Source organism: Sphingopyxis sp. OAS728 (assembly GCF_014873485.1).
Classification (GTDB): Bacteria; Pseudomonadota; Alphaproteobacteria; order Sphingomonadales; family Sphingomonadaceae; genus Sphingopyxis.
Map to the genome: position 1 here is coordinate 2,974,738 of NZ_JADBDT010000001.1, position 20,881 is coordinate 2,995,618.

The window sequence follows — 20,881 nt, forward strand, 5'->3', positions numbered from 1 at the left end:
TAGGAAGAGGCAGAGAAAATGGCACTTAAATCCTATAATCCGACCAGCCCCGCGCAGCGCGGCCTGATCCTCGTCGACAAGTCGTCGCTGTGGAAGGGCAAGCCCGTCAAGGCTTTGACCGAAGGCAAGCGCAAGACCGGTGGCCGCAACAACAAGGGTCATGTGACCTCGCGCGGTATCGCTGGTGGCCACAAGCAGAAGTACCGCTTCATCGACTTCAAGCGTCGCAAGTGGGACATGCCGGCTACCGTCGAGCGTCTGGAATATGACCCCAACCGCACGGCGTTCATCGCACTCGTCAAGTACGAAGACGGTGAGCAGACCTACATCCTGGCGCCGCAGCGTCTGGCCGTCGGCGACACCGTCGTTGCCGGCAAGAAGACCGACGTGAAGCCGGGCAATGCGATGGAATTGTCGCAGATGCCCGTCGGCACGATCGTCCACAACATCGAGATGAAGCCGGGCAAGGGTGGCCAGATCGCCCGTTCGGCTGGCACTTATGCACAGGTCGTCGGTCGTGACCGCGGTCTCGTCATCGTGCGTCTCGGTTCGGGCGAGCAGCGTTACATTCGCGGCGAGTGCATGGGCACGGTCGGTGCGGTGTCGAACCCCGACAACCAGAACACCAACCTCGGCAAGGCCGGTCGTGGTCGCTGGCTGGGCAAGCGCCCGCTGACCCGCGGTGTCGCGAAGAACCCGGTCGATCACCCGCATGGCGGCGGCGAAGGCCGTACCTCGGGCGGCCGTCACCCGGTTACCCCGTGGGGCAAGCCGACGAAGGGTGCGCGTACGCGCCACAACAAGTCGACCGACAAGATGATCATCCGGTCGCGTCACGCGAAGAAGAAGAGGTAAGCCATGGCTCGCTCGGTCTGGAAGGGTCCTTTCGTGGACCTCCATCTGCTCAAGAAAGCCGAAACGGCCCAGGACGGCGGCAGCAATGCCCCGATCAAGACCTGGTCGCGTCGGTCCACCATCCTGCCGCAGTTCGTGGGGCTGACCTTCAACGTCTACAACGGCCGCAAGTTCGTGCCGGTGTCGGTGAACGAAGACATGGTCGGCATGAAGCTGGGTGAATTTGCGCCGACGCGCTTCTTCCCCGGTCACGCTGCCGACAAGAAGGGCAAACGCTAATGGGCAAGGAAAAGTCCCCCCGCCGCGTTGCGGATAACGAGGCACTCTCGGTCGGCACGCAGATCCGCGGTTCGGCGCAGAAGCTGAATCTCGTTGCCGCGCTGATCCGCGGCCGCAAGGTTGAAGACGCGATGAACATCCTCACCTTCTCGAAGAAGGCGATGGCTGTCGACGTGCGCAAGGTTCTCGCCAGCGCCGTCGCCAACGCGGAAAACAACCACAACCTCGACGTTGATGCGCTCGTCATCAAGGAAGCGAGCGTTGGCAAGTCGATCTCGATGAAGCGCTGGCACGCACGCGGCCGCGGCAAGTCGACCCGGATCGTCAAGCCGTTCAGCCGCATCCGCATTGTCGTGCGCGAACAGGAAGAAGAGGCGTAAGATGGGCCAGAAGAGCAATCCGATCGGCCTGCGCCTGCAGGTCAACCGCACCTGGGACAGCCGCTGGTTCGCCGAAGGCCAGGACTATGGCCGCATGCTGGTCGAGGATCTGAAGATCCGCCAGTATGTGTTCAAGAACCTGCCGCAGGCCGCGATCTCGAAGGTCGTGATCGAACGTCCGGCCAAGCTGTGCCGCGTTTCGATCTATGCCGCCCGTCCGGGCGTCATCATCGGCAAGAAGGGCGCGGACATCGAAAAGCTGCGCAAGAAGCTCGGTGAACTCACCGGTGCCGACGTGTCGCTGAACATCGTCGAAATCCGCAAGCCCGAAGTCGACGCCAAGCTCGTCGGCCAGGGCATTGCCGATCAGCTCGAACGCCGCGTCGCGTTCCGTCGCGCCATGAAGCGCGCGGTTCAGTCGGCGATGCGTCTGGGCGCCGAAGGCATCCGCATCAACTGCGCCGGCCGTCTGGGCGGCGCGGAAATCGCGCGCACCGAATGGTACCGCGAAGGCCGGGTGCCGCTTCACACGCTGCGCGCCAACGTCGACTACGCCGAATCGACCGCGCACACCGCCTATGGCGTGTGCGGGATCAAGGTGTGGATCTTCAAGGGCGAGATTCTCGGCCACGACCCGATGGCGACCGACCGTCTGATGCTCGACGCACAGACGACCGGCGTCCGTCCGGCTCGTGAAGATCGCCGCTAAGGACTGCTGACATGCTGCAACCGAAAAAAACCAAGTTCCGCAAGGCTTTCAAGGGCCGCATCCATGGCAATGCCAAGGGCGGAACCAGCCTGAACTTCGGCTCCTACGGGCTGAAGGCGATGGAACCCGAGCGCATCACCGCGCGCCAGATCGAAGCGGCTCGCCGTGCGATCAGCCGCGCGATCAAGCGTCAGGGCCGTTTGTGGATCCGCATCTTCCCCGACGTCCCCGTGTCGTCGAAGCCTGCCGAAGTCCGTATGGGTAAGGGCAAGGGTTCGCCGGAATATTGGGCCGCGCGTGTGAAGCCAGGCCGCATCCTGTTCGAACTCGACGGCGTTCCCGGCCCCGTGGCCGCGCTGGCGTTCGAACGCGCCGCGATGAAGCTGCCGATCAAGACGAAGGTGATCGCCCGTCTCGGCGACACCTCGCACCTGGAGGGCTAAGGACATGGCCAAGACCGAAGATTTCAAGGCCAAGACCGACGACCAGCTCGCCGAACAGCTTGGCGAACTGAAGCGCGAGGCCTTCAACCTCCGTTTCCAGGCGGCCACCGGCCAGCTTGAAAAAGCATCGCGCGTCAAGGAAGTGCGGCGCTCGATCGCCCGCATCAAGACGCAGCAGACCGAGCGCACGCGCTCGGCCGCGAAGTAAGGAGACTATCGATGCCGAAGCGCATTCTGACCGGTACGGTGGTGTCCGACAAGGGCGACAAGACCGTCGTGGTGAAGGTCGAACGGAAGGTGAAGCACCCTCTGTACGGCAAGATCATCCGCCGCTCGAAAAAGTATCACGCCCACGATGAGGACAACGCCATCAAGGCTGGCGAAACCGTCCGCATCGAGGAAACGAAGCCGATTTCGAAGCTGAAGACGTGGAAGGTGCTCGACAAGGTCGACACCCACAGCAAGCCCAAAACGGCTGCTGACGCCTAAGCTGAGTTTCACGGAACCGCCGGGGCATCCCGGTAGGCCAAACAAGAAGGAAATGCATCGATGATCCAGATGCAGTCACAATTGGAAGTCGCTGACAACAGCGGTGCCAAGCGCGTCCAGTGCATCAAGGTGCTCGGCGGGTCGAAGCGTCGTACCGCCGGCGTGGGCGACGTGATCGTCGTGTCGATCAAGGAAGCACAGCCGCGCGGCAAGGTGAAGAAGGGTGACGTGCATCGCGCCGTTATCGTTCGCACCGCCAAGGACGTGCGCCGCGCCGATGGCTCGGTTATCCGTTTCGACAGCAACGCCGCCGTGCTCGTCAACAAGAACGAAGAGCCCATCGGCACCCGTATCTTCGGCCCCGTCGTCCGCGAACTGCGCGGCCGCGGCTATATGAAGATCATCAGCCTGGCGCCGGAGGTCCTCTAACCATGGCGAACAAGATCAAGAAGGGCGACACGGTTGTCATCCTGTCCGGCAAGGACAAGGGCAAGACCGGTGAAGTGACGCAGAGCCTGCCGAAAGATGGCAAGGTCGTCGTCGCTGGCGTCAACATCATCACGCGCCACCGCAAGCCGAGCCAGACCAACCCGCAGGGCGGTCTGGAGCGCAAGGAAGCGCCGCTGTTCGCAAGCAAGGTTGCGCTCGCCGATCCCAAGACCGGCAAGCCGACGCGCGTTCGTTTTGAAACCAAGGACGGCAAGAAGGTCCGCGTGGCCGTGAAGTCCGGGGAGACGATCAATGGCTGACAACTACACCCCGCGCATGCGCAAGCTCTATGACGACAAGATCGTCAAGGCGATGACCGACAAGTTCGGTTACAAGAATGCGATGGAAGTGCCGAAGATCGAAAAGATCACGCTCAACATGGGCGTCGGCGAAGCCACGCAGGACAAGAAGAAGGTCGAATCGGCCGCTGCCGAGATGGAACTCATCGCCGGCCAGAAGCCCGTCGTGACCAAGGCGAAGAAGTCGATCGCACAGTTCAAGCTGCGCGAAGGCATGCCGATCGGCTGCAAGGTGACCCTGCGCCGCGAACGCATGTATGAATTCCTCGATCGCCTGATCACGATCGCGATGCCGCGCATCCGCGACTTTCGCGGCGTGTCGGCGACGAGCTTCGACGGCCGTGGCAACTATGCCATGGGCCTGAAAGAGCAGATCATCTTCCCCGAGATCAACTATGACCGCATCGACCAGGTGCGCGGCATGGACGTGATCGTCACCACCACCGCCCGTACGGACGAAGAAGCCCGCGAACTGCTCAAGCTGTTCGGCTTCCCCTTCCCGATCGAAGCGCAGGAAAAGGAAGCCGCCTGATCCCTTTGGGACCAGGCAGGCTCTTTCAAGAAGGAAAGAGAACTTAAGTCATGGCGAAACTGAGTTCGACGAACAAGAATGAGCGTCGCAAGCAGCTGGTGAAGAAGTACGCCGGCCGCTATGCGAAGCTGAAGGCGATTGCAGCGGACACCTCGCTCGACGATGGCGAGCGTCTGATCGCGCGCCTCAAGATGGCGGAAATCCCGCGCAACGGTAACCCGACCCGCATCCGCAACCGCTGCGAGATGACCGGTCGTCCGCGCGCATATTATCGCAAGTTCCGGCTTTGCCGCATCCAGCTCCGCGATCTGGCCAACAAGGGCCTGATCCCCGGCGTTGTGAAGTCGAGCTGGTAAGGAAGACGCAAGATGGCAATGACCGATCCTCTGGGTGATATGCTCACCCGCATCCGCAACGGCCAGACGGCGAAGAAGGACAGCGTCCTGACGCCGGCTTCGACCCTGCGCGTCCGTGTTCTCGATGTTCTCCAGCGCGAAGGCTACATCCGCGGCTACAGCGAAGAAGCGCTGGGTGCCAAGGGCCAGCACAAGGGCATCCGCATCGAACTGAAATATTTCGAAGGGCAGCCGGCGATCCGCCATGTGGCGCGCGTTTCGAAGCCCGGCCGCCGCGTCTATTCGGGTTCGAAAGAACTTCCGATCGTGCGCAACGGCCTGGGTATCACCATCGTGTCGACCCCGCGCGGCGTTCTCTCGGACGCTGAAGCACGCGAACATAATGTCGGCGGCGAAGTGCTGGCGGAGGTGTTCTGATGTCGCGCATTGGTAAAAAGGCAGTGGCAATCCCGGGCGGCGTCACCGCCGCGATCGACGGCGGCCAGCTGTCGGTCAAGGGCCCGAAGGGCACGCTCGCGATGCCGCTTTCCGACCTCATCAACTATGAAGTCGCCGAAGGCAGCATCTCGGTCCAGCCCGCGAACGCCACCCGCGAAGCTCGCGCTTTCTGGGGCATGCAGCGCACGCTGGTGCAGAACCTGATCACGGGTGTGACCGAAGGCTTCACCAAGGTCCTCGAGATCACCGGTGTCGGCTATCGCGCCAACTCGCAGGGCAAGACTCTGAAGCTGCAGCTCGGCTACAGCCACGATGTCGATTTCGCGGTGCCCGAAGGCATCGAGATCAAGACGCCGGACAACACGACGATCGAGATCAGCGGCATCGACAAGCAGAAGGTCGGCCAGGTCGCGGCGGAAATCCGCCGTTGGCGTAAGCCCGAACCCTATAAGGGCAAGGGCATCAAATATCGCGGCGAGTACATCTTCCGCAAAGAAGGCAAGAAGAAGTAAGCCATGGCACATCTTACCCCTTTCCAAAAACGCCGCCAGCGCGTCCGTACCGCCCTCCGTCAGCGCGCGGGTGGCCGCGCTCGCCTGTCGGTGCATCGTTCGGGCCGCCACATCTACGCACAGCTCATCGATGACGCTGCCGGGCAGACGCTCGCTTCGGCCTCGACGCTGGACAAGGATGTCCGCGGCAAGACCGGCGCAACCACGGCAGCTGCGGCTGACGTTGGCAAGCGCCTCGCCGCTGCCGCGAAGAAGGCCGGCGTGACGCAGGTCGTCTTCGACCGCGGCGGCTTCCTGTTCCACGGGCGCATCAAGGCGCTGGCCGACGCGGCTCGCGAAGGCGGATTGGAGTTCTGATTATGGCTGACGAAGTACAGAACGTCGAAGGCGCTGTCGAAGCGACCGAAAACACCGGCGCTCCCCGCCGTGGCCGTGGCGGCCGCGACGGCGGCCGTGGCGGTCGTGAAGGTGGCCGTGGCCGCCGCGACGACCGTCGCCCGCGCGACGAAGAGGGCGGCGAAGAGCTGATCGAAAAGCTCGTTCACATCAACCGCGTCTCGAAGACCGTGAAGGGCGGCAAGCGCTTCGGTTTCGCTGCGCTCGTCGTTGTCGGCGATGGCAAGGGCCGCGCCGGTTTCGGTCATGGCAAGGCGCGCGAAGTGCCCGAAGCCATTTCGAAGGCGACTGCTGCCGCGAAGAAGGCGATGATCCGCGTTCCGCTGCGCGACGGCCGCACGCTGCACCATGACGGTCGCGGTGTGTTCGGTGCGGGCAATGTGACGCTGCGTTCGGCACCCGCCGGTACCGGCATCATCGCCGGTGGCCCGATGCGCGCCGTGTTCGAATCGCTGGGCGTTGCCGATGTGGTGACCAAGTCGGTCGGCACCTCGAACCCCTATAACATGATCCGTGCGACCTTCGAGGCGCTCGGCGAACAGACCAGCCCGAAGTCGGTCGCGCAGCGCCGCGGCAAGAAGGTTTCGGACCTGATCAAGCGTGGCGGTGCATCCGACCGCGCAGCCGAGGCGGAAGCCGCGGCGGTGACGGAGTAAGACGATGGCTGACAAGAAGATCAAGATCCGCCAGATCGGTTCGCCGATCCGTCGTCCCAAGGGCCAGCGCGCCATCCTGGCAGGCCTCGGCCTGGGCAAGATGCACCGCGAGGTCGAACTGGTCGACACGCCGGAAGTGCGCGGCATGATCCGCAAGCTGCCGCACATGGTCGAAGTCGTCGAGGGCTGAGCCCCTCGCGACCCGACCTCAACCTATCAGCGCGACAAAAGCGAAAGCGAGTGCAATGACTATCAAGCTTAACGAACTTCGTGACAACAATGGCGCCCGCAAGGGCCGTATGCGCGTTGGACGCGGCATCGGTTCGGGCAAGGGCAAGACCGCCGGCCGCGGCCAGAAGGGCCAGAAGGCCCGTAGCGGCGTCGCGATCAATGGCTTCGAAGGCGGCCAGATGCCGCTCCACATGCGTATCCCGAAGCGCGGCTTCAACAACATCTTCGCGAAGGATTTCGCGATCGTGAACCTGGGCATGGTCCAGAAGCTGATCGACGCGAAGAAGCTCGACACGAAGGCGACCATCGATCACGCCGCGCTCAAGGCCGTTGGCCTCGCTCGTGGTGGCAAGGACGGCGTCCGCCTCCTCGCCAAGGGTGAACTCACCTCGAAGGTGACCTTTGCCGTTGCCGGCGCGTCGAAGGGCGCGATCGAAGCGGTCGAAAAGGCCGGCGGCAAGGTCGAACTTCCCGAAGTCAAGGAAGCGGCACTTGAGGGTAAGAAGGCCCAGCGTCGCGCCAAGGCCAAGGCGGAATAATCACGCGAAAGGGCGGTTCCGGATACGGGCCGCCCTTTTGTCGTTTGACGATCTATACTTTCCCGTTCGATGCGGACGGATGATGCAGCCGGTATCGACGAGCTGCGTTGCAAAATAGGCCTTTCCCCTTGCGCTTCGTGACCGTCGAACGCACATAGGCGCCGGGTCGCGGGGGGCGCGGTCCGGAATATCCGAGGAAAACACCCATGGCCTCTCGCGCCGACCAGCTTGCTTCCAACCTGAACTTTTCGAAGTTCGGCCAGGCGACCGAACTCAAGAACCGCATCTGGTTCACGATCGGCGCGCTGATCGTCTTCCGTTTCCTGTCGTTCGTGCCGCTGCCGGGGGTCGACCCCGTTGCGCTGGCGTCGCTCTACAGCCAGGCCGCTTCGGGCGGCGTCCTCGACATCTTCAATACTTTCTCGGGCGGCAGCCTAGAGCGCATGAGCATCATCGCGCTCGGCGTCATGCCCTATATCACGGCGTCGATTGTCGTGCAGCTGGCGGCCGCGCTGTCGCCGAGCCTCGCCGCACTCAAGAAAGAGGGCGAAAGCGGGCGCAAGAAGCTTAACCAATACACCCGCTATGGCACGGTCGCGCTGACCGCGATCCAGGGCTATTTCATCGCCGTCGGGCTCGAATCGCTCGGCGCGGCGCAGGGCATTGCGGCGGTTGTCGACCCCGGCATGATGTTCCGCATCGGCGCCGTCATCTCGATCGTCGGCGGTACGCTTTTCCTGATGTGGCTCGGCGAACAGATCACCAGCCGTGGTATCGGCAACGGCGTGTCGCTGATCATCATGGCGGGCATTCTCGCCCAGCTGCCGCGGAGCTTCGCACAGATGTTCACGCAGGTGCGCGAAGGCTCGATGGGCGGCGGCACGATCCTCGCGGTCGTCGGCGGCGCGATCGTCGTCATCGCTTTCATCAGCTTCATGGAACGCGCGCAGCGCCGCGTCCTCGTCCAATATCCGAAGCGCGCGACGCAGCGCGGCGTGATGCAGGCCGATCGCAGCCACCTCCCCTTGAAGGTCAACACCGCGGGCGTGATCCCGCCGATCTTCGCCTCGTCGCTGCTGCTGATGCCGCTGACCGTCACGCAGATGATGGGCCAGAATGTCCAGGGCGACACCGCGACGGGCGACTTCCTGATCACGCTCAACCAGTATCTCGCGCACGGCCAGCCGCTCTATATGGTGCTCTATGCCGCGGGCATCATCTTCTTCTGCTTCTTCTACGTCGCGGTCGTCTTCAATCCCGAGGAAACCGCCGATAATCTGAAGCGTCAGAACGGGTTCATCCCCGGCATCCGTCCGGGCAAGAACACCGCCGCCTATCTCGATTTTGTGCTGACGCGCATCACCGTGCTCGGTGCGGCCTATCTGGCGGCGATATGTCTGATCCCCGAATATTTCATCGCGGGGTCGGGCCTGCCGTTCCAGCTTGGCGGCACCAGCCTGCTGATCATCGTGAACGTGACGATCGATACGATCAGCCAGATCCAGAGCCACATGCTCGCGCATCAATATGGCGACCTCATCAAGAAGGCCAAATTGAAAGGGGGCGTTGCGCGGCGCTAAAGCGCCCGCTACGCCAACTGCGACACGGTAGGGCAAACAGGGGTCCCCATGACGCTGAATATCATTTTGCTGGGTCCGCCGGGTGCGGGCAAGGGTACGCAGGCAGTGCGCCTGGAAGAGGAGCATGGCATGGTCCAGCTCTCGACCGGCGACATGCTCCGCGCGGCGGTCAAGGCGGGAACGCCGATCGGCGTGCAGGCGAAAGCCGTGATGGACGCCGGTGAACTCGTCTCCGACGAAATCGTCTCGGGCCTGATCGGCGAGCGGCTCGACCAGCTCGGTGCTGACGTTTCGGTGATCTTCGACGGCTATCCGCGTACCGCGGCACAGGCCGAAGCGCTCGATGGCATCCTGTCGGCTCGTGGTCGCAAGCTCGACCATGTGATCGAGCTGCAGGTCGAGGAAGACGCGCTTGTCGACCGTATCACCGGCCGCTTCAGCTGCGCCAAATGCGGTGCGGGTTATCATGACCGCTACAAGCTGCCCAAGGTCGAAAACACCTGCGACGTCTGCGGCAATCACGAGTTCAAGCGCCGTCCCGACGATAATGAGGAAACCGTGCGCACTCGCATGGCCGAATATCGCGCCAAGACCGCGCCGATCCTGCCGATCTATGAAGCGCGCGGCATCGTGACGCACGTCGACGGCATGGCGCCGATCGACGAGGTCAACGACGCGATCGAAACCATCCTCGCGGGCTGAGGCTAGCCAGTCCTCTTGGCGCCGGTTATTGAGGCGCCAAGGGGGACAGGCTGATGGCAATTTCCAGTTATTTCGCAGGCGCGGTGATGATCAGCGCGCTGGCTTTTGTGCCGGTCGCGAACGCCAAGGTCGTCGATCAGAGCGACGCCGGTTTCACCGTCGCGCACACCGCGCAGGTCGCCGCAACGCCCGCCGATGCGTGGAAGATGCTTCGTATGCCCGAAAGCTGGTGGTCGAAAGATCATAGCTGGTCGGGCGACGCCGCGAACTTCTGGCTCGATTCGCAGGCGGGCGGCTGTTTCTGCGAGAAACTGCCCGACACGGGTTCCGGCGTTGGCAGCGTCCAGCATGCGCGCGTCCTTTTTTCGAAACCGGGCCAGATGCTTCGCCTGTCGGGTGCGTTCGGACCGCTGCAGGGCGAGGCGCTGACGGGCACGCTGACGATCCAGATCAAGGAAACGCCGACGGGCAGCGCGCTGCGCTTCGACTATGTCGTCGGCGGCTATATGCGCTTCAAGGTCGCCGACATCGCGCCTGCCGTCGACAAGGTGATCGGCGAGCAATTGCTTGGTCTCGCCAATGCGCTCGGCGGCGCGCTGCCGCCGACGCGCGACGAAAGGGCGGCGGGTGAGGGCGCGGGCAAACCGAAGGCCGATACACCGCCTGCGAAGGACGAGCCCGGCCTCGACGCCGCCGTGGCCGATCTTGTCGAGGAAGAGGCGAAGCCTGCCCCCGAAGGCCGTTAAGCGTCGGGCTTGCCGCGCAGCTTTGCGAGCGCGGCGAACGGCCCTGCTGCCTCTTCGCTGAGCACGCCTTTTTCGGCGAGAATACGATCGGCATCGGGATGACGCGGGAAGGGGTCGAGCGCGAGCGAGAGCGTCTGCACCGCCGCTTCGCCAAGGTCGACGCGATCGCCCTCGAGCGGCAGCAGGTCGAGATCGTCGCTGCCAATCTCGATTTCTTCATCCTCGGTGACCGGTGCATCGACATCGCGCAGGAAGCGCAGGTCGAAAGGCTCGGCAATCGTCGCGGGGACGGGCAGGTCGGTCGCGGCGCAGGCTTGGACGACATCGGCCTGTACCTCGCCCTTCGCGCCGATGCCGCCGGCGATCGCGCGCACTTCGGCGGTCACGGCGAAGCGGTCGAGCGAGACCAGCGCCAGTCGCTTGGCGATCTGCGCGCGCGCGTCGGCATTGGCCTCGACCGAAAGGGTGCGGCCGTGTGCGGCATCGGCTAGCGTCACGATCAGCGAGAATTCGGGGGCGCTCATCGGCCTGCTCCGTCCAGCCGGTCGGCGACGACGAGGTCGGATACCGGCGTCGCCGCCAGCGCCGAGCGCAGCGCCGCAACCTCGGTCATCACATGCGCGAGCCCGGCTTCGGCGGGCTCCTGGCCGCGCCACAGGTTGCGGACGAGCGCAGCGCGCAGTTCATCCGATCCGTCGGCGGCGCGATAGGCGCCAAGCCGTCCGCCGAGCGCGCTCATCATTCGCCCGACCTGCTTGCCGACGACCATGTCGCCGAAACCGATCTGGCGCATCTGTCCGTCCATGTCGTTCACGAATAATTCGGTGAGCTGGACGCCCGCGAGCCCGTGCGCCGGCTCGTCATCGATGCGGTGGAGGACCAACGCCATTACCAGGCTGATCATGTCGAACCGACCGTCGAGCGTGTCGGGAACATTGCCCTCGGCATACCAGTGCGGCGCGCGCGCGGCGGCGACGACGGCGTTCCACAGCGGGCGGCGCGCCTCACGCGGGTCGGGCTCGGATGCGAAGAATTTGCGGAGCGAAGAAAACATGCGATTCGCTTAGGCCGAATCGGCTGGGCGGAAAAGGGGTCGCTGAGACGCACGGCACCGGCCCGCTCCCCCACCCGGCCTCCCATAGGCTACTATCGTTGGGGAGGCCGGGTGGGGGAGCGGGCCGGTGCCGGACCCTCAGTCCAGTCAGCTTGGCGCAAGCTTTGCCGCGGCATAAGCCGCTTGTGCGCGCCGACCGCTTGCGGTTAAGAGGCGCGATTGCCAGCGCCCGCTGAAAAAGGGCGCAACGGAGATATGTTGATGCCGACCCATGAGCCCAAACTTCCCGTCCGCCCCGTGCGTGTGATCGTCGCCGGGCTGGCGCTCGCGCTGACCGTCAGCGGCTGCGCGCAGCTGAAGGGCCGGCAGGGCTATGTCGTCGACCCGCTGCTGACCGAGGCGATCACGCCCGGCGTCGACAACCGCGAATCGGTCGAAAAGACGCTCGGCCGCCCGACTTTCGTCGGCCAGTTCAGCAACAATGAATATTATTATGTGTCGCGCGAAACGCGCCAGCTTGCCTTCGCGAAGCCGCGCCCGGTCGATCAGCAAGTGCTGCGCGTCCGCTTCGATCCCGCGGGCAACGTCGCCGCGGTCGACCGCACCGGGCTCGAACTGGTGAGCAAACTCAGCCCTGAAGGCGACAAGACGCCGACGCTCGGGCGTCACCGCAGCTTCTTCGAGGATATCTTCGGCAACATCGGCGCCGTCGGCGCGCCGGGTGCGGGTGCTCCGGGGCAATAAGCCCGAAGGCACCGGTAAAGACAGCAAAGCGGCGGCGCCCCGGGGCGCCGCCGCTTTTTCTTATTGTGCGATCCCGCCTGCCGCGAGCACGGCGAGGGTGACGAGGTCCGATGCGGTCGACGCCATCGTCGCGACCTGCACCGGGTTTTCCATGCCGACGAGCATCGGACCGATCACCGCGCCGCCGCCGAGTTCACGGAGCAGCTTCGCCGACAGGTTTGCCGATTGCAGCCCCGGCATGATCAGCACGTTCGCGGGTCCCGACAGGCGGCAGAAGGGATAGTTTTTCATCACCTTCTCATTGAGCGCGACGTCGGGGGCCATTTCGCCTTCATATTCGAAAGCGGGTTTGCGCTGGTCGAGGATTGCTACCGCCTCGCGGATGCTTTCGAGCCAGCTCCCCTCGGGATTGCCGAAGGTCGAATAGGACAGGAAAGCGACGCGCGGTTCGTGCCCCATGCGGCGCGCGACCTGCGCGGTGCGTTCGGCGATATCGGCAAGCATCTCGGCGGTCGGGCGCTCGTTGACCGTCGTGTCGGCCATGAAGATTGTGTGATGCTGGTCGACGAGGACATGGATGCCGAACGGCGTCTTGCCCTCGGCATGGTCGATGACGCGGCGAATTTCGCGCATCGACTGCGAGTAGGTGCGCGTCGTCCCGGTGATCATCGCATCGCCGAGCCCCATTTTCAGGAGCAGTGAGCCGAAGATATTGCGGTCGCGGTTGACCATGCGCTCGACGTCGCGGCGGAGATAGCCGCGGCGCTGCAGCCGCTCGTAGAGCATCTCGACCATCTGTGGCACATGCGGCGAATTGACGCTGTTATGCACTTCATAGCTCTCGGGATCGGCGACGCCCATCGCGCGGAGCTTGTCGTGCAGTCCTTCGCGGCCGACGAGCACCGGCGTGCCATATCCACCGTCGCGGAACTGGATCGCCGCGCGCAGCACGACCTCTTCCTCGCCCTCGGCAAAGACGACACGCTTCGGATTGTTGCGCGCGGCTTCATAGGCGAGCGTGAGCACCGATGTCGTCGGGTTGAGCCGGGCGCGGAGCTGGGTGCGATATTCGTCGAGATTCTCGATCGGCCGCTGCGCGACGCCGGTCTTCATCGCCGCCTCGGCCACCGCCGCGGGCACGATTTCCATCAGGCGCGGGTCGAAAGGCGAGGGGATGATATATTCGGGGCCGAAGCTCGACGCGCGCCCGCCATAAGCGGCGGCGACTTCCTCGGGCACCTGCTGGCGTGCGAGATCGGCGATTGCATAGGCCGCCGCGATCTTCATTTCCTCGTTGATCGCGGTCGCATGGACGTCGAGCGCGCCGCGGAAGATGAAGGGGAAGCAGAGGACATTGTTGACCTGGTTCGGATAGTCCGAACGTCCGGTCGCGATGATCGCGTCGGGGCGCGCCGCGCGGGCGTCGGGCGGGGAGATTTCGGGATCGGGGTTCGCCATCGCGAAGATGATCGGCGCTGGCGCCATATCCTTCACCATCTCGGGTTTCAGCGCGCCCGCGGCCGACAGGCCGAGGAATACGTCGGCGCCGACAAGCGCTTCGGTCAGGTCGCGCGCTTCGGTCGGCACCGCATGCGCCGACTTCCACTGGTCCATGCCATCGGTGCGGCCCTGATAGATGGTGCCTTTGCGGTCGCACATGATGACATTTTCATGTTTCACGCCCATCGCCTTGATCAGCGCGGTGCAGGCGATCGCAGCAGCGCCCGCGCCGTTGACGACAACCTTCACCGTCGAAAGGTCGCGGCCCGTCAGGTAGCAGGCGTTGATCAGCCCCGCGGCCGTGATGATTGCAGTGCCATGCTGATCGTCGTGGAACACCGGAATGTTCATACGTTCTTTCAGCGCCGCCTCGATGATGAAGCAATTGGGCGCGGCAATATCCTCAAGGTTGATGCCGCCAAAGCTCGGCGCGAGCAGTTCGACCGCCTCGATGAAGCGCTGGGGATCTTCGGTATCGACCTCGAGATCGATCGAATCGACGTCGGCGAAGCGCTTGAACAGCACCGCCTTGCCTTCCATCACCGGCTTCGATGCGAGCGCGCCGAGGTTGCCGAGCCCGAGGATCGCGGTGCCGTTCGAGATCACCGCGACCAGATTGCCCTTGATCGTATAATCATAGGCCTTTGCCGGATCCTCGGCGATCGCGTTCACGGGAACCGCGACGCCGGGCGAATAGGCTAGGCTCAGGTCGCGCTGCGTCGCCATCGGTTTCGATGCGACGATCTCGATTTTCCCGGGCCGGCCATAGGCGTGGTAAAGCAGGGCCTCGCGGTCCGAAAACTGTACCTTGCTGCCGCTGTCCATCATTTATCCTCTCAACTGATCCACAAGGCGCGCGCCCGAGCCCATTCCCTAGCGTCGCCAAGCGGAAATGGAACCCGCGAATCGCGCGCGCATCTTGCCACGGGCCCATATCCATCCCTAAGCATGTCCTATGCCTGTCACCGCCCGCTCCGCTGCCAATTCGAATAGTCCCGCGCCCGCCGCAACGCCGATGATGGCGCAATATTGGTCGCTGAAGGAGAAGGCGGGCGATTGCCTGCTCTTCTATCGCATGGGCGATTTTTTCGAGCTGTTCTTCGACGACGCGAAGGCGGCGGCCTCGACGCTCGACATCGCGCTGACGTCGCGCGGCGAGCATGACGGGCAGCCGGTGGCAATGTGCGGCGTTCCCGTCCACGCCGCCGAATCCTATCTCGCGCGGCTGATCCGCGCCGGGCACCGCGTCGCGATCGCCGAACAGATCGAAACGCCGGCCGAGGCCAAGGCGCGTGGCGGGTCGAAGGCGCTCGTCGCGCGCGACATCGTGCGCTTCGTCACCGCCGGGACGCTCACCGAGGAGAGCCTGCTCGAAGGGCGCAGCGCGAACCGTCTCGCGGCGCTCGCGCAGATCGGCAGCGATGGTGAGGTCGCGATTGCCGCCGCCGATATTTCTACGGGGCGCTTCGAGGTCGTTGCGGTGCGCAGCGAGCAGGTCGATGCCGAACTCGCGCGGCTCGCTCCATCCGAATTGCTGCTCAGTGAGAGCGCCGACGAGTTGCCGATCTCGTCGGCACGGCAGATCGTGCGTCGGCCGTCCGCGGATTTTTCCAGTACGAGCGCGCAAAAACGTCTCGAAACTTTCTTCGGCGTCCAGACGCTCGACGGTTTCGGCCAGTTCGGCCGCAGCGAGATTGCGGCGATGGGCGCGCTCGTCGCCTATCTCGACCATGTTGGCACCGGCGGGCCGACCTTCCTCCAGCCGCCGCTGCGCCACCTCGCTTCGGGCCGTATGGCGATCGACGCCGCGACGCGTGAGAGCCTCGAGCTTGTCTGCACGATGGCCGGCACGCGCGACGGCAGCCTGCTCGGCACGATCGACCGCACCGTCACCGCGGCGGGCGCGCGGCTGCTCGCCGACGATCTGGCGAGCCCGCTGACCGACAAGGACGCAATCCTCGACCGGCTCGATCTCGTCGACAGCCTCGCGCGCGATGCTTTGTGGCGCGGCGAACTGCGCGCGGCGCTGCGGGCGCTTCCCGATGCTGGCCGCGCGCTCGGCCGCCTCGTCGCGGGGCGCGGCGGGCCGCGCGATCTGGCACAGCTCCGCGATGCGCTCGGCGGCGCACGGCTCCTGCGCGAGCGGCTCGCGCGCCGGTCCGATCTGCCGCCCCTGCTCGCGCGCCTGCTTCCGGGCCTCGACGGGCATGGCACGCTCGTTGACGAACTCAGCCGCGCGCTGATCGAAACCCCACCGGTCGACGCCGCGCAGGGCGGCTATGTCGCCGAAGGCTATGACCATGCGCTCGACGCGTTGCGTGAAACCGCGCGCGACGGGCGTAAGGCGATTGCCGCGCTCGAAGCCGACTATCGCGACCGTACGGGCATTGCCTCGCTCAAGATCCGCCACAATGGCGTGCTCGGCTATCATGTCGAGGTACCCGCAAAGCACGCCGACGCGCTGATGGCACCCGAATCGGGCTTTACCCATCGCCAGACGCTCGCGGGCGTCGTGCGTTTCAACTCGTCCGACCTCCACGAGGCCGCGAGCCGAGTGACGCAGGCGGGGGTTCATGCCGTCGCCGCTGAGGCGGCGCATCTCGAATCGCTGACCGACGCCGCAATCGCGCGGCGCGAGGCGATCGCCGCATCCTGCGACGTACTCGCGCGCATCGACGTCGCCGCCGCGCTCGCCGATCATGCGATGAGCCATAATTGGTGCCGTCCCGACCTCGCCGATACCCCGTGCCTCGACGTCAGCGGCGGGCGGCATCCGGTGGTCGAAGCGGCGCTCGCGAAATCGGGTGAGCGCTTCGTCCCGAACGATGTCTCGCTCTCGACAAGCGACCGGCTCTGGCTCGTCACCGGGCCGAACATGGGTGGTAAATCGACCTTCCTCCGCCAGAATGCGCTGATCGTGGTGCTCGCGCAGGCGGGCGGTTTCGTCCCCGCCGCGTCGGCAAAGCTCGGGCTCGTCGACCGCCTGTTCAGCCGCGTTGGCGCCAGCGACAATCTCGCGCGTGGGCGCTCGACCTTCATGGTCGAGATGGTCGAAACCGCGGCGATCCTTGCGCAGGCGACCCCGCAAAGCTTCGTCATCCTCGATGAGGTCGGGCGCGGCACCTCGACCTATGACGGGCTTGCGCTCGCTTGGTCGGTGGTCGAGGCGGTGCATGAGGTCAACAAATGCCGCTGCCTCTTCGCCACCCACTATCACGAACTGACGCGGCTCGCCGAAACGCTGAACGCGCTGTCGCTCCATCATGTTCGCGCGCGCGAATGGCAGGGCGATCTGGTGCTGCTCCACGAACTCGCCGATGGTCCAGCCGACCGCAGCTATGGCCTCGCCGTCGCACGCCTCGCGGGCGTTCCGGCGGGCGTCGTCAAGCGCGCCGAGGCGGTGCTCGCCAAGCTCGAGGCCGGGCGCGAGAAAACCGGCGGCCTCGCCGCGGGGCTCGACGATCTGCCGCTCTTCGCCGCGACGCTCGCCGAGGCGCCGGCCGCGGTGAAGGATGCTTTGCGCGACGCGCTCGCGGACATCGATCCCGACGCGCTTGCGCCGCGTGAGGCGCTCGATGCGCTCTACACGCTCAAGCGACTGATGGCCGACGAACCATGAGCGAGCTGTTTGACAATCTCGATCAGCGCCGTGCCATCATCGACCGGCGCGACCTCGCGGCGCAGCTCGATGCGATCGCCGCCGAAAGCGGCGATACGGGAACACGCCGCCGCGCGATGGTCGCGCTGCTCAAGGCGGCGCTCGATGACGGACGCGCCGAGATCGAGCGGCGACTGCTCGAACGCCCTTCGGCGGGACGCGTCGCGGCGAATGCGATGGCCTTTCTGATCGACCAGATCATCCGTCTCAGCCATGATTTCACGATCGGCTATCTCTATCCGTCGGCCAACCGCTCGGCGGGCGAACGCATCACGCTGATCGCGGTTGGCGGATACGGCCGCGGCGAAATGGCGCCGCACAGCGATATCGACATCGGCTTCCTCACCCCGTTCAAGCAGACGAGCTGGACCGAACAGGTGATCGAGGCGCAGCTTTATACTTTGTGGGACCTCGGGTTGAAGGTCGGTCATTCGTCACGCTCGCTCGACGAAATGGTGCGCGCGGCGAAGGAGGATCTGACGATTCGCACCGCGCTGCTCGAAGGGCGCTTCATCTGGGGCGACCGCGACCTCTACGATCAGGCGTCGGCGCGCTTCGATGCCGAGGTCGTCGCGGGCAATGCGCGGGCGTTCGTTGCCGAGAAGCTCGCCGAACGCGACGAGCGCCACAAGCGCATGGGCGATTCGCGCTATGTCGTCGAACCCAATGTGAAGGAAGGGAAGGGCGGACTACGCGATCTCCACACGCTCTTCTGGATCGGCAAGTTCATCCACCGCGTGCGCACCGTTCCCGAACTGGTCGATGCGGGATTGATGTCGGCGCGTGAGCTGCGCCAGTTCGAGCGCGCCGAGAATTTCCTTCTCGCCGTCCGCTGCCACCTGCATATACTCGCCGGCCGCGCCGAGGATCGGCTGACCTTCGACTTTCAGCGCGAGATTGCCGCCCGGATGAAGTTTGCGGACCGCCCGGGCAAGAGCGCGGTCGAGCGCTTCATGCAGCTCTATTTCATCCATGCGAAGGCGGTCGGCGACGTCACCGGCACCTTCCTCGCGCATCTCGACGACCAGATGGCGGCGCGCGGGCGGCGCTTCCTGCCGACGATCCGGCGGCGTCCGGGCAAGCTTCACGGCTTCGTGCTCGACCGCGGCCGGTTGGCGTTGCCGAGCGACGATTTTTTCCAGCAGGATCCGGTGCGGCTGGTCGAGATTTTCGCGCTCGCCGACAAGCATGGGCTCGAAATCCATCCGCAGGCGATGCGGCAGGCGCGCCACGATGCGAAGCTGATCGAGACGCAGGGCGTGCGCCGTATCGCGCGCGCGAACGAACTGTTCCTCGATGTGCTGACCTCGCCGCGCGATCCCGAAACGGTGCTGCGCTGGATGAACGAGGCGGGGGTGTTCGGCCGTTTCGTTCCCGATTTCGGACGCGTCGTCGCGCAGATGCAGTTCGATATGTATCACCACTATACCGTCGACGAACATACGATCCGCGCGATCGGGCTGCTCGCCGATATCGAGCAAAGCCGGCTCAAGGAGGATCATCCGCTGTCGACCGCGATCATGGACCAGATCCATTCGCGGCGCGTAATCTATGTTGCGGTGCTGCTCCACGATATCGCCAAGGGGCGCGGCGGCGATCATAGCGTTCTCGGCGCCGAGCTGGCTTTGCGCGTGTGCCCGCGGCTCGGGCTGAACGAGGCCGAGACCGAGACGGTGTCGTGGCTCGTGCGCTATCACCTGCTGATGTCGGCGACCGCTTTCAAGCGCGACCTCGCCGATTTCAAGACGATCCTCGATTTCGCGCAGGTGGTGCAAAGCCCCGAGCGCCTCCGCTTGCTGCTCGTGCTCACCGTCGTCGATATCCGCGCGGTCGGTCCCGGGGTGTGGAACGGATGGAAACGCCAGCTGCTGACCGAGCTTTACGATGCCGCCGAGGAAGTGCTGCGTCTCGGCCACAAGCAGCGCGGCCGGGAAGCGCGGATCGAGAGCAAGAAGGAGGCCGTCGCCGCGCAATTCGGTTTCGACCGCAAAACCTTCGACAAGGTCGCGAAGCGCCTTCCCGAAAGTTATTGGATTGCCGAACCGGTTGAGGTCATCGCCGCGAACCTCGTCCATATCCGGCAGGCGGGCGATGCGCCGTTGCATATCGCCGCGGTTCCCGACGACGATCGCGGCGCGACACTGGTGATGGTCCTTGCCGCCGACCACCCCGGGCTCTTCTATCGCATCGCGGGGGGCATCCACCTTGCCGGCGGCAACATCATCGACGCGCGCATCCACACGACGCGCGACGGGCTCGCGCTCGATAATTTCCTCGTCCAGGATCCGCTGGGGCGGCCATTCGCCGAGGCGGGCCAGATCGGCCGGCTGACCCGCGCGATCGAAGATGCGCTCGCCAACCGCCACAAATTATTGCCCAAACTCGAAGCGCGCGCGCTGCCGCGCACTCGCGCCGAGGCGTTCCGCGTCGCGCCGAACGTCTTCGTCGACAATAAGGCGTCCAATCGTTTCACGGTGATCGAGGTAAATGCGCAGGACCGCCCGGCGCTGCTCAACCAGCTCGCCTATGCGCTCTTCCAGTCGAAGGTCACCGTGCACAGCGCGCATGTCGCGACCTATGGCGAGCGCGCGGTCGACACCTTTTACGTGACCGACCTGATCGGCGACAAGATCGACAGCGCCGCGCGCGTGAAGAGCCTCGAGAAACGCCTGCTCGAAGCGGCGACGAGCCACAGCGAGGACGCCGTCGCGGCCTAGAAGTCGAAGCCCTGCTGAACCGGCGCGACTGGTACACCTTCGAGTTCAAGCATCCGGGTCTTGGACGTCGATCCGCCCGGGGCCGAGAACCCGCCAATCTTTCCGCCTGCGGCCATGACGCGGTGGCAGGGAATGATCAGCGGGACGGGGTTCGTCGCCATCGCCTGTCCGACCGCGCGGGCATGCTCGGGCCCTGCGTCCAGCGCCCGCGCTACGGCGCCATAGGTGGTCGTTTCGCCCCAGCCGAGCTGACGTACCAGCGCATAGACTTTGGCGAAAAAGGCGGGCTGCTCGCCCAGATCGATGGGAACGTCGGAAAACTCGATCCGTTCTCCTTTGAAATAACGGATCGCCGCGTCGATCACCGTCGCTGTTTCGGCAGGAGGCTCGCTGCGTATCGCGTCGGGCAGGCGACGTAAGACCGCGCGCTCGGCTTCATTTGCGGTCGGCGCGGGCAGGCGGAAACTCACTATGCCGCTGTTCGTCCAGCCGATTGCCGCGACGCCGGCGGCGGTTTCGAAAAGCTGATACTGGTTCTGGCTGGCCATGCGCTGTCCTTCACCTTGATAGGATATAG

General features: G+C 64.7%; 27 protein-coding genes. 23 read left to right on the forward strand and 4 right to left on the reverse strand.

Features of this window, described 5'->3' with window-relative positions; genetic code table 11:
- The first annotated feature begins 18 nt into the window (after window positions 1-18).
- The 20 genes from rplB (at window position 19) to GGC65_RS14135 (ending at window position 10,631) form a co-directional block, all read left to right on the forward strand.
- Window positions 19-855, forward strand: a complete 837-nt coding sequence (gene rplB, locus GGC65_RS14040) for a 50S ribosomal protein L2 (protein ID WP_192647745.1) — start codon at window positions 19-21, stop codon at window positions 853-855.
- Between the two features lie 3 nt (window positions 856-858).
- A complete protein-coding gene (gene rpsS / locus GGC65_RS14045; protein WP_037515648.1) occupies window positions 859-1,134 on the forward strand; it encodes a 30S ribosomal protein S19 in 276 nt (91 codons plus the stop codon).
- Window positions 1,134-1,514 (forward strand): 50S ribosomal protein L22, encoded by a 381-nt coding sequence (gene rplV, locus GGC65_RS14050; protein ID WP_037515650.1) that lies wholly within the window; start codon window positions 1,134-1,136, stop codon window positions 1,512-1,514. The genes rpsS and rplV overlap by 1 nt, the downstream gene beginning before the upstream one ends.
- Window position 1,515: 1 nt before the next feature.
- Complete coding sequence (gene rpsC, locus GGC65_RS14055) at window positions 1,516-2,223, forward strand: 30S ribosomal protein S3 (protein ID WP_192647746.1); 708 nt, start codon at window positions 1,516-1,518, stop codon at window positions 2,221-2,223.
- An 11-nt stretch (window positions 2,224-2,234) separates the two neighbouring features.
- Window positions 2,235-2,666: a 50S ribosomal protein L16 gene (gene rplP / locus GGC65_RS14060; protein WP_011543081.1), complete on the forward strand. Its 432-nt coding sequence runs from the start codon at window positions 2,235-2,237 to the stop codon at window positions 2,664-2,666.
- Between the two features lie 4 nt (window positions 2,667-2,670).
- Window positions 2,671-2,874, forward strand: coding sequence for a 50S ribosomal protein L29 (gene rpmC, locus GGC65_RS14065; protein ID WP_037515654.1), 204 nt, complete (start codon window positions 2,671-2,673; stop codon window positions 2,872-2,874).
- 11 nt (window positions 2,875-2,885) lie between these two features.
- A complete protein-coding gene (gene rpsQ, locus GGC65_RS14070) occupies window positions 2,886-3,155 on the forward strand; it encodes a 30S ribosomal protein S17 (protein WP_039578283.1) in 270 nt (89 codons plus the stop codon).
- 60 nt (window positions 3,156-3,215) lie between these two features.
- Window positions 3,216-3,584 carry a 50S ribosomal protein L14 gene (gene rplN, locus GGC65_RS14075; RefSeq protein WP_011543078.1) on the forward strand — a complete coding sequence of 123 codons (369 nt, stop codon included), beginning with the start codon at window positions 3,216-3,218 and terminating at the stop codon, window positions 3,582-3,584.
- A gap of 2 nt (window positions 3,585-3,586) precedes the next feature.
- Window positions 3,587-3,904: a 50S ribosomal protein L24 gene (gene rplX, locus GGC65_RS14080; protein WP_058805189.1), complete on the forward strand. Its 318-nt coding sequence runs from the start codon at window positions 3,587-3,589 to the stop codon at window positions 3,902-3,904.
- Entirely contained in the window at window positions 3,897-4,475 is a 579-nt protein-coding gene (gene rplE, locus GGC65_RS14085; RefSeq protein ID WP_192647747.1) for a 50S ribosomal protein L5, read from the forward strand. Before rplX ends, rplE begins: the two co-directional genes overlap by 8 nt.
- A gap of 50 nt (window positions 4,476-4,525) precedes the next feature.
- Window positions 4,526-4,831 (forward strand): 30S ribosomal protein S14, encoded by a 306-nt coding sequence (gene rpsN, locus GGC65_RS14090; RefSeq protein WP_120217702.1) that lies wholly within the window; start codon window positions 4,526-4,528, stop codon window positions 4,829-4,831.
- Window positions 4,832-4,843: 12 nt separating this feature from the next.
- The gene (gene rpsH / locus GGC65_RS14095) at window positions 4,844-5,248 is read left to right on the forward strand and encodes a 30S ribosomal protein S8 (RefSeq protein ID WP_039578294.1); all 405 of its coding nucleotides are present in this window, start codon (window positions 4,844-4,846) and stop codon (window positions 5,246-5,248) included.
- On the forward strand, window positions 5,248-5,781 hold the full coding sequence (rplF, locus tag GGC65_RS14100; RefSeq protein ID WP_137892235.1) for a 50S ribosomal protein L6: 534 nt from the start codon (window positions 5,248-5,250) through the stop codon (window positions 5,779-5,781). Before rpsH ends, rplF begins: the two co-directional genes overlap by 1 nt.
- A 3-nt stretch (window positions 5,782-5,784) precedes the next feature.
- Window positions 5,785-6,138: a 50S ribosomal protein L18 gene (rplR, locus tag GGC65_RS14105; protein WP_037515664.1), complete on the forward strand. Its 354-nt coding sequence runs from the start codon at window positions 5,785-5,787 to the stop codon at window positions 6,136-6,138.
- A gap of 2 nt (window positions 6,139-6,140) precedes the next feature.
- Entirely contained in the window at window positions 6,141-6,833 is a 693-nt protein-coding gene (gene rpsE, locus GGC65_RS14110; protein ID WP_093509975.1) for a 30S ribosomal protein S5, read from the forward strand.
- 4 nt (window positions 6,834-6,837) lie between these two features.
- On the forward strand, window positions 6,838-7,023 hold the full coding sequence (gene rpmD / locus GGC65_RS14115; protein WP_192647748.1) for a 50S ribosomal protein L30: 186 nt from the start codon (window positions 6,838-6,840) through the stop codon (window positions 7,021-7,023).
- Between the two features lie 55 nt (window positions 7,024-7,078).
- Window positions 7,079-7,603 carry a 50S ribosomal protein L15 gene (gene rplO / locus GGC65_RS14120; protein ID WP_192647749.1) on the forward strand — a complete coding sequence of 175 codons (525 nt, stop codon included), beginning with the start codon at window positions 7,079-7,081 and terminating at the stop codon, window positions 7,601-7,603.
- Between the two features lie 206 nt (window positions 7,604-7,809).
- Complete coding sequence (gene secY / locus GGC65_RS14125) at window positions 7,810-9,183, forward strand: preprotein translocase subunit SecY (protein WP_192647750.1); 1,374 nt, start codon at window positions 7,810-7,812, stop codon at window positions 9,181-9,183.
- A 48-nt stretch (window positions 9,184-9,231) separates the two neighbouring features.
- Complete coding sequence (locus GGC65_RS14130) at window positions 9,232-9,885, forward strand: adenylate kinase (RefSeq protein WP_192647751.1); 654 nt, start codon at window positions 9,232-9,234, stop codon at window positions 9,883-9,885.
- 53 nt (window positions 9,886-9,938) lie between these two features.
- Entirely contained in the window at window positions 9,939-10,631 is a 693-nt protein-coding gene (locus tag GGC65_RS14135; protein WP_192647752.1) for a hypothetical protein, read from the forward strand.
- Here GGC65_RS14135 and GGC65_RS14140 read toward each other — a convergent pair.
- Both GGC65_RS14140 and GGC65_RS14145 read right to left on the reverse strand, forming a co-directional pair.
- Window positions 10,628-11,155 carry a YceD family protein gene (locus GGC65_RS14140; protein ID WP_192647753.1) on the reverse strand — a complete coding sequence of 176 codons (528 nt, stop codon included), beginning with the start codon at window positions 11,153-11,155 and terminating at the stop codon, window positions 10,628-10,630. The genes GGC65_RS14135 and GGC65_RS14140 overlap by 4 nt on opposite strands.
- Window positions 11,152-11,685 carry a ubiquinol-cytochrome C chaperone family protein gene (locus GGC65_RS14145; protein WP_192647754.1) on the reverse strand — a complete coding sequence of 178 codons (534 nt, stop codon included), beginning with the start codon at window positions 11,683-11,685 and terminating at the stop codon, window positions 11,152-11,154. Before GGC65_RS14145 ends, GGC65_RS14140 begins: the two co-directional genes overlap by 4 nt.
- A gap of 261 nt (window positions 11,686-11,946) precedes the next feature.
- Between GGC65_RS14145 and GGC65_RS14150 the strand changes: the two genes are divergently transcribed.
- Window positions 11,947-12,429, forward strand: coding sequence for an outer membrane protein assembly factor BamE (locus GGC65_RS14150; RefSeq protein ID WP_192649537.1), 483 nt, complete (start codon window positions 11,947-11,949; stop codon window positions 12,427-12,429).
- 60 nt (window positions 12,430-12,489) lie between these two features.
- Here GGC65_RS14150 and GGC65_RS14155 read toward each other — a convergent pair whose 3' ends face one another.
- Window positions 12,490-14,754 carry an NADP-dependent malic enzyme gene (locus GGC65_RS14155; protein WP_192647755.1) on the reverse strand — a complete coding sequence of 755 codons (2,265 nt, stop codon included), beginning with the start codon at window positions 14,752-14,754 and terminating at the stop codon, window positions 12,490-12,492.
- 130 nt (window positions 14,755-14,884) lie between these two features.
- Between GGC65_RS14155 and mutS the strand changes: the two genes are divergently transcribed.
- Together mutS and GGC65_RS14165 are read left to right on the forward strand one after the other, a co-directional pair.
- A complete protein-coding gene (gene mutS, locus GGC65_RS14160; RefSeq protein WP_225940817.1) occupies window positions 14,885-17,548 on the forward strand; it encodes a DNA mismatch repair protein MutS in 2,664 nt (887 codons plus the stop codon).
- Complete coding sequence (locus GGC65_RS14165; RefSeq protein WP_192647756.1) at window positions 17,545-20,304, forward strand: [protein-PII] uridylyltransferase; 2,760 nt, start codon at window positions 17,545-17,547, stop codon at window positions 20,302-20,304. The genes mutS and GGC65_RS14165 overlap by 4 nt, the downstream gene beginning before the upstream one ends.
- On the opposite strand, the gene GGC65_RS14170 is transcribed toward GGC65_RS14165, so the two are convergent.
- Window positions 20,301-20,852, reverse strand: a complete 552-nt coding sequence (locus GGC65_RS14170) for a methylated-DNA--[protein]-cysteine S-methyltransferase (protein ID WP_192647757.1) — start codon at window positions 20,850-20,852, stop codon at window positions 20,301-20,303. The two genes, GGC65_RS14165 and GGC65_RS14170, sit on opposite strands and share 4 nt — an antisense overlap.
- Between the last annotated feature and the right edge of the window lie 29 nt (window positions 20,853-20,881).